The 5,792-nt window shown below is 67.3% G+C and carries 4 protein-coding genes; 2 read left to right on the plus strand and 2 right to left on the minus strand.

The genetic code is table 11. From position 1 onward, the window contains the following. Nucleotides 1-15: 15 nt before the first annotated feature. Entirely contained in the window at nt 16-597 is a 582-nt protein-coding gene (locus tag BRAS3809_RS30835; protein ID WP_008965935.1) for a DUF1214 domain-containing protein, read from the minus strand. 15 nt (nt 598-612) lie between these two features. Further along, nucleotides 613-2,892: a transglycosylase domain-containing protein gene (locus BRAS3809_RS30840; protein ID WP_008965936.1), complete on the minus strand. Its 2,280-nt coding sequence runs from the start codon at nt 2,890-2,892 to the stop codon at nt 613-615. A 321-nt stretch (nt 2,893-3,213) separates the two neighbouring features. Between BRAS3809_RS30840 and BRAS3809_RS30845 the strand changes: the two genes are divergently transcribed. Together BRAS3809_RS30845 and BRAS3809_RS30850 are read left to right on the plus strand one after the other, a co-directional pair. Further along, nucleotides 3,214-3,726 carry a YcgN family cysteine cluster protein gene (locus BRAS3809_RS30845; RefSeq protein WP_035659579.1) on the plus strand — a complete coding sequence of 171 codons (513 nt, stop codon included), beginning with the start codon at nt 3,214-3,216 and terminating at the stop codon, nt 3,724-3,726. A gap of 170 nt (nt 3,727-3,896) precedes the next feature. Continuing rightward, complete coding sequence (locus BRAS3809_RS30850) at nt 3,897-5,480, plus strand: MDR family MFS transporter (protein WP_008965938.1); 1,584 nt, start codon at nt 3,897-3,899, stop codon at nt 5,478-5,480. The last annotated feature ends 312 nt before the right edge of the window (nt 5,481-5,792 follow it).

The raw sequence follows: 5,792 nt of genomic DNA on the forward strand, positions 1-5,792 counted from the left end.
TGAACAGCAGCCGGATCATGACGGGCAGCTCACGGTCGTGATCGCGGGCATCGGCGCGTCGCGCTGGGTGCGCGTCGCCACGCCCACCGGCGTGTCGTAGAGGCGCAGCATCAGCGCATAGCGCTCGATGCCGCCGGTCGGCAGCCAGTTGCCGGCGCGCGAGCGTGCGGCGACGCGAATCTCGAATGAGCCGTCGGCGCCGCGCACCAGCTCCTGGCTGGTGAAGCCGTAACGCTCCAGCGTGTTGGCGACGAGGTGACCCTTGCGGTCATACAGCGTGAGCGTCCAGAAGCGGGCCGGCGGCGTCACGCCGCTGACCAGGATGTCGCAGCGGCCGTCGAGCGGCTTCTTGTTGTCGTCGGTGGTGGCGGTGAACGCGACGCCGTCGCCGGTGCCGATCGGCAGCTCGCCGTTGCGGGTGATGGTGGCGCGCGCATAGGGGTCGACGTCGGCGGTGCCGGTCTTGGGACGCGCCGTCCAGGCGCCGATCGTCAAGGTGCCGAACTCGGTGCCGCGGGTGGTGGTGATCCAGGTCGCGCCGATGCCGACGCCGGTGGCGATCAGCAGCGCGAGCAAGGTGATGAAGAGCAGCCGCACGGGAATTCGCTGTCGTCAGTTCTTGCGCAGGGCAGGGGTGGCCACGCTGTCGGCGGTGGCCGTGGCGTAGTTCTCGGGGAAGGCGAGCGCGCTCGACGACACCGGCTTGCCGGGCTTCTTCGGATCGGCCGGCGTGGCCTTTTCGGCGACGCGCGCGGCGTCGTCCAGCATCTTCTCGACCTGCACCAGGATCTCGGCGCCGCGGCGGGTCAGGATCGGCGGCGGGCCCGGCTTGATCTCGAGCGTCTTCGGCTGGCCGGCCTGCGCCATTGCGGCGGAGACCGGCTGCGGCAGCTTCTCGCCCATGCCGACGCCGGGCAGTTCCTTGACCTCGACGCCCTGATGCGCGGCAACCATGATGTCGTGCCAGGTCTGGGCCGGCAGCGAGCCGCCGGTCATGCGGTTGGTCGGCGAGTAGTCGTCATTGCCGTACCAGACCGCGCAAGTGAAGTTGCCGGTGTAGCCGACGAACCAGGCGTCGCGATACGCATTGGTGGTGCCGGTCTTGCCGGCGGTCGGAATGCCGTCGAGCGCGGCGCGACGCGCGGTGCCTTCGCTGACCACGTGGCTCATCATGCCCGCCATGTCGGCGGCGACGGATGCGGGGATCGCCTGCTTCGGCTTCGGCCCGTCGCGGTCCCAGCGCCAGACCAGGTCACCGGCGCCGGTGCGGACCTCGAGCACGGAATGCGGCGTCACCGCCTTGCCCTTGTTCGGGAAGGTCGCATAGGCGACCGCATGCTCCAGCACCGTCACCTCGTCCGAGCCGATCGGCATCGACGGGGTGTCGGGCAGGGGCGCCTTGATGCCGAAGCGGCGGGCGACCTCGACGATCTTGGCGCGGCCGGCCTTCGGGCCGTCCTTGCCGCCGAGCGCGATCGAGAGCTTGACGGGCACGACGTTGATCGAGCGCGTGATCGCCTGGGTCAGCGTCACCGAGCCGGAATAGGAGTGGCCATAGTTCTGCGGGCACCAATTGCCGATGCAGACCGGGCCGTCGACCACGATCGAGGTCGGCTTGAAGCCGTTCAGCAGGGCTGTGGTGTAGACATACGGCTTGAACGAGGAGCCCGGCTGACGGTAGGCGTCGGTGGCGCGGTTGAACTGGCTGGCGCCGTAGTCGCGGCCGCCGACCATGGCGCGGATGCCGCCGTCGAGATCGGACACGACGGTCGCGGCCTGGGTCGCGTGATAGTCGCGGCCGAACTGGCGCAGCTGGTTTTCGATCGCCTCGTCGGCGGCATGCTGCACGTTCATGTCGATCGAGGTCCGCACCACGAACACGCGCTCGGTGTAGGACTTCGGGAACGTGTCGACCAGCTTGCGCATCTCGTCGAAGGCATAGTCGAGGAAATAGTTCGGCGAGCTCTCGTCGCGGCGGTCGACCGCGAAGGCCGGATTGCGGCGGGCGCCGAACACCTGGCCCTCGGTCATGAAGCCGGCATCGACCAGGTTGTCGAGCACGACGTTGGCGCGGGCGCGCGCGGCGGGCAGGTTGATGTGCGGGGCGAACTTGGTCGGCGCCTTGAACAGGCCGGCGAGCATCGCGGCTTCGGCGAGGTTGATGTCGCGCACCGACTTGTTGAAGTAGAAATGCGCCGCGCCGTCGACGCCGAAGGTGCCGCCGCCCATATAGGCGCGGTCGAGATAGAGCTTGAGGATCTCGTTCTTGGTCAGCCGGGTTTCCAGCCAGATCGCCAGGAACGCCTCGTTGACCTTGCGCTCGATGGTGCGCTCGTTGGACAGGAACAGGTTCTTGGCGAGCTGCTGGCTGATCGAGGAGCCGCCCTGGCGGACGCCGCCGGCCTGGGCGTTGGTGACGAGCGCACGGGCGAGGCCGGGGAAGTCGATGCCGAAATGGTCGTAGAAGCGGCGGTCCTCGGTCGCGAGCGTCGCCTTGATCAGATTGTCCGGGAAGTCTTCGAGCGGGATCGAGTCGTTGTGCTTGATGCCGCGGCTGCCGATCGGGTTGCCGTAGCGGTCGAGAAAGGTGACCGCGAGGTCGGACTTCTTCAGCCAGTCCTCGTCGGCGGTCTCGCGGAACGCGGGGATGGCCAGGGCCAGCATCAGCACCAGGCCGCCGAGGCCGATCGTCGCCGCCTCCGACAGCGGCTCGACGAACACCCAGCGCTTCCAGCCGCCGACATAGAAGCGGTCCATGAACGCCGAAAAGCGCTCATACAGCTCGCGGGTGCCGCGTAGTGAGGAGAACAGCGCCGAATCGAACCGGGCGTCGAGATCCAGGCGGAAGTTATTGATCCGCTTCTTCCAATCGTCTGGAATGATCTGCCGCACGGGAACCCTGGTCGTTTCGAAAGCGTGTCAGCGGGCTTCGAAAGCACTCAGCACGCGGGGCTGGGGGCCATCGATGGGTCTTGCGCGCTTGTTGCGGCAAACCCAAGGCATGAGGTGGAGGCACCAGTTCGAAGGCACTGCGCGCCGCCGCCTGCGTGACTCAAGCCCATAATCTAGCCGAGCGGGTGTCACAAACCAATGGTTCCGCTCACAATTTGATGCACAAAGCTAACGTCCCGCTTGAACCGGCACGCGCCCCTTGCGCCTGGCGGGGCGGGACACCTAGATGGCGGCGACGCCGCGCCCCTTTGGAATCGCCCGATGACCGCATCGCTCAAACGTCCCTCGGGCCAGGAGGGAATGTTCTGGAAAACCAAGACCTTGGAGGAGATGTCGGAGGCGGAGTGGGAAAGCCTGTGCGACGGTTGCGGGCGCTGCTGCCTGGAGAAGCTCGAGGACGAGGATACCGGCGACATCTACTTCACCCACATTTCCTGCAAGCTTCTGGATGCCGGCCTATGTGCCTGCAAGGATTACCCGAACCGCTCGGAGCAGGTGCCGGACTGCGTTCGCCTGACGCCTGAGAACGTCCGCACCATCACCTGGCTGCCGCCGAGCTGCGGCTACCGGCTGGTGGCCGAGGGCCGTGACCTCTATTGGTGGCATCCGCTGATCTCGGGCGATCCTCAGACCGTGCATGAAGCCGGCGTCTCCGTCCGCGGCCGGGTCGAGGGCACCGAGGACGACGTGCCGGACGACCAGCTCGAGGATCACATCGTGCAGTGGCCAGTGCTGCTGCCCAAGCGCGCCAAGCTGAAGCGGCCGCCGAAATAGGCTGATCACTTCGCACGCGCAGCAAGTCACGATGGTGCGACAAGTCCTGTGCTGCCGGGATACACCCATGCGCAGGCCCCGCTGCCGCAAGGGAAAATTATGCCTTAAGTAGTTCGCTATCTGGCGAATCTGCGCGGCGCCGGCCGCGCGCGGCATAGCAATTTATCCCCATGAACAAGTTTGATCGGCAGAGCCATTATCCTGCCGCGTCCCCATCCTTGCCCGAAGAGCTCGCCGCCGAGCTGCCTTCGATCCCGCCGCAGGTGCAGGCGATCGAGGATGCGCCCTCGCTCGCGCCGCCGGTGCCGCTGACCCCGGCCGAGGTCCGCACCATCCTGATGAGCCTCTTGCTGACGATGTTCCTGGCCGCGCTCGACCAGACCATCGTCGCGACCGCGCTGCCGACCATCGGCCGCCAGTTCCAGGACGTCACCAATCTCTCCTGGGTGATCACCGCCTATCTGCTGGCGTCGACCGCCGTGGCGCCGGTGTTCGGCACGCTGTGCGACATCTACGGCCGCCGGTCGATGATCATCACCGCGCTCAGCCTGTTCGTGGTCGGCTCCGTGGTCTGCGCGCTGGCGCCGAACATGCCGGTCCTGATCCTCGCCCGCGGCCTGCAGGGCCTCGGCGGCGGCGGCATCATGCCGGTCGTGCAGACCGTGATCTCCGACGTCGTCAGCCCGCGCGAGCGCGGCCAGTACCAGGCCTATTTCAGCGGCGTCTGGCTGCTCGCCGGCCTGCTCGGTCCGGTCATCGGCGGTTTCTTCGCCGACCATCTGCACTGGTCGATGATCTTCTGGATCAATGTTCCCCTGGCGGTCGCCGCGCTGGCTCTGCTGCTGCCCAAGATGGGCCGGCTGCCGGTCTATCACCGACTGCGCAAGGTCGACTGGACCGGTGGCCTCCTGCTGATGGCCTCCGCCGTGGTGTTCATGCTGGTGCTGACCTGGGGCGGCCACAAGCTGGCCTGGCTGTCGCCGACCATCCTGGCGATGATCGGCAGCGGCGTGGCACTGGGGCTCGCCTTCGTCTGGCACGCCAAGCGCGCCGACGAGCCGTTCCTGCCGCTGTCGCTGATGGGCGGCACGGTCGTGCCCTATGGCATGCTGGCGAGCGGCTGCGCGCTCGGCGCACTGATCGGGCTCACCGTGCATCTGCCGCTGTATTACGAGCTGGTCTACCACCTGACGCCGAGCGAGGCCGGCCTCGGCCTGATCCCGATCGCGGCGATCTCGACCTTCGGCGCGGCGATTGCCGGCCGCACCATGGCCCGGGTCAAGCACTACAAGCGCGTCGCCATCGTCGGCACCTTCATCGGCACCATCGCTGCCGCCATCATGACGGTGACGACGCCGTCGCTCTGGATGCTGCTGGTGCTGCTGTCGATCTGCGGCATCGGCCTCGGCACGGCGTTTCCGATTTCGGTGGTGTCGCTGCAGAACGCCGTCGACCGCTCGCAGATCGGCACCATCACCGGCGCGATGAACTTCTTCCGCTCGATGATGTCCTCGTTCACCGTCGCGGCCTTCAGCGCCATCCTGCTGATGGTGCTCGGCGCCGACATCTCGCTCGCCGAGGGCGCCCATGGCGCCGTCAGCGGCGTCGCGGAAGCCGACATGATCCACGCCTTCCGCTACGTCTACGCCGCCGCCACCGCGATGCTCGCCTGCGCCTCCGTCTGCATGATCCTGATGGAGGAGCGCCCGCTGGCCGGCCCGTCTCGGACTGAGACGGTGGAATTGGCGGAGTAGCAAAGTAGGGTGGGCAAAGGCGCGAGGCAGGACCGTCGTTCGAGGCAAACTGTCACGCGCCGTGCCCACCGGCTTCCGGCACGTTCCGCGCCAAAATGGTGGGCACGGCGCCACTCCGATCTCGCGTGAGGAGAGAGCGCGGCAGCGCCTTTGCCCACCCTACGGACTGCATGATCCTGATGGAGGAACGCCCGCTGGCCGGCCCGTCTCGGAGTGAGACGGTGGAATTGGCGGAGTAGCAAAGAAGTAGGGTGGGCAAAGGCGCCGGGCAGGGCGGAGGTTCGGGGCGCACTGTCACNNNNCNNNNCCNNC

The sequence above is a fragment of the Bradyrhizobium sp. STM 3809 genome, assembly GCF_000239795.1.
Lineage (GTDB): Bacteria > Pseudomonadota > Alphaproteobacteria > Rhizobiales > Xanthobacteraceae > Bradyrhizobium.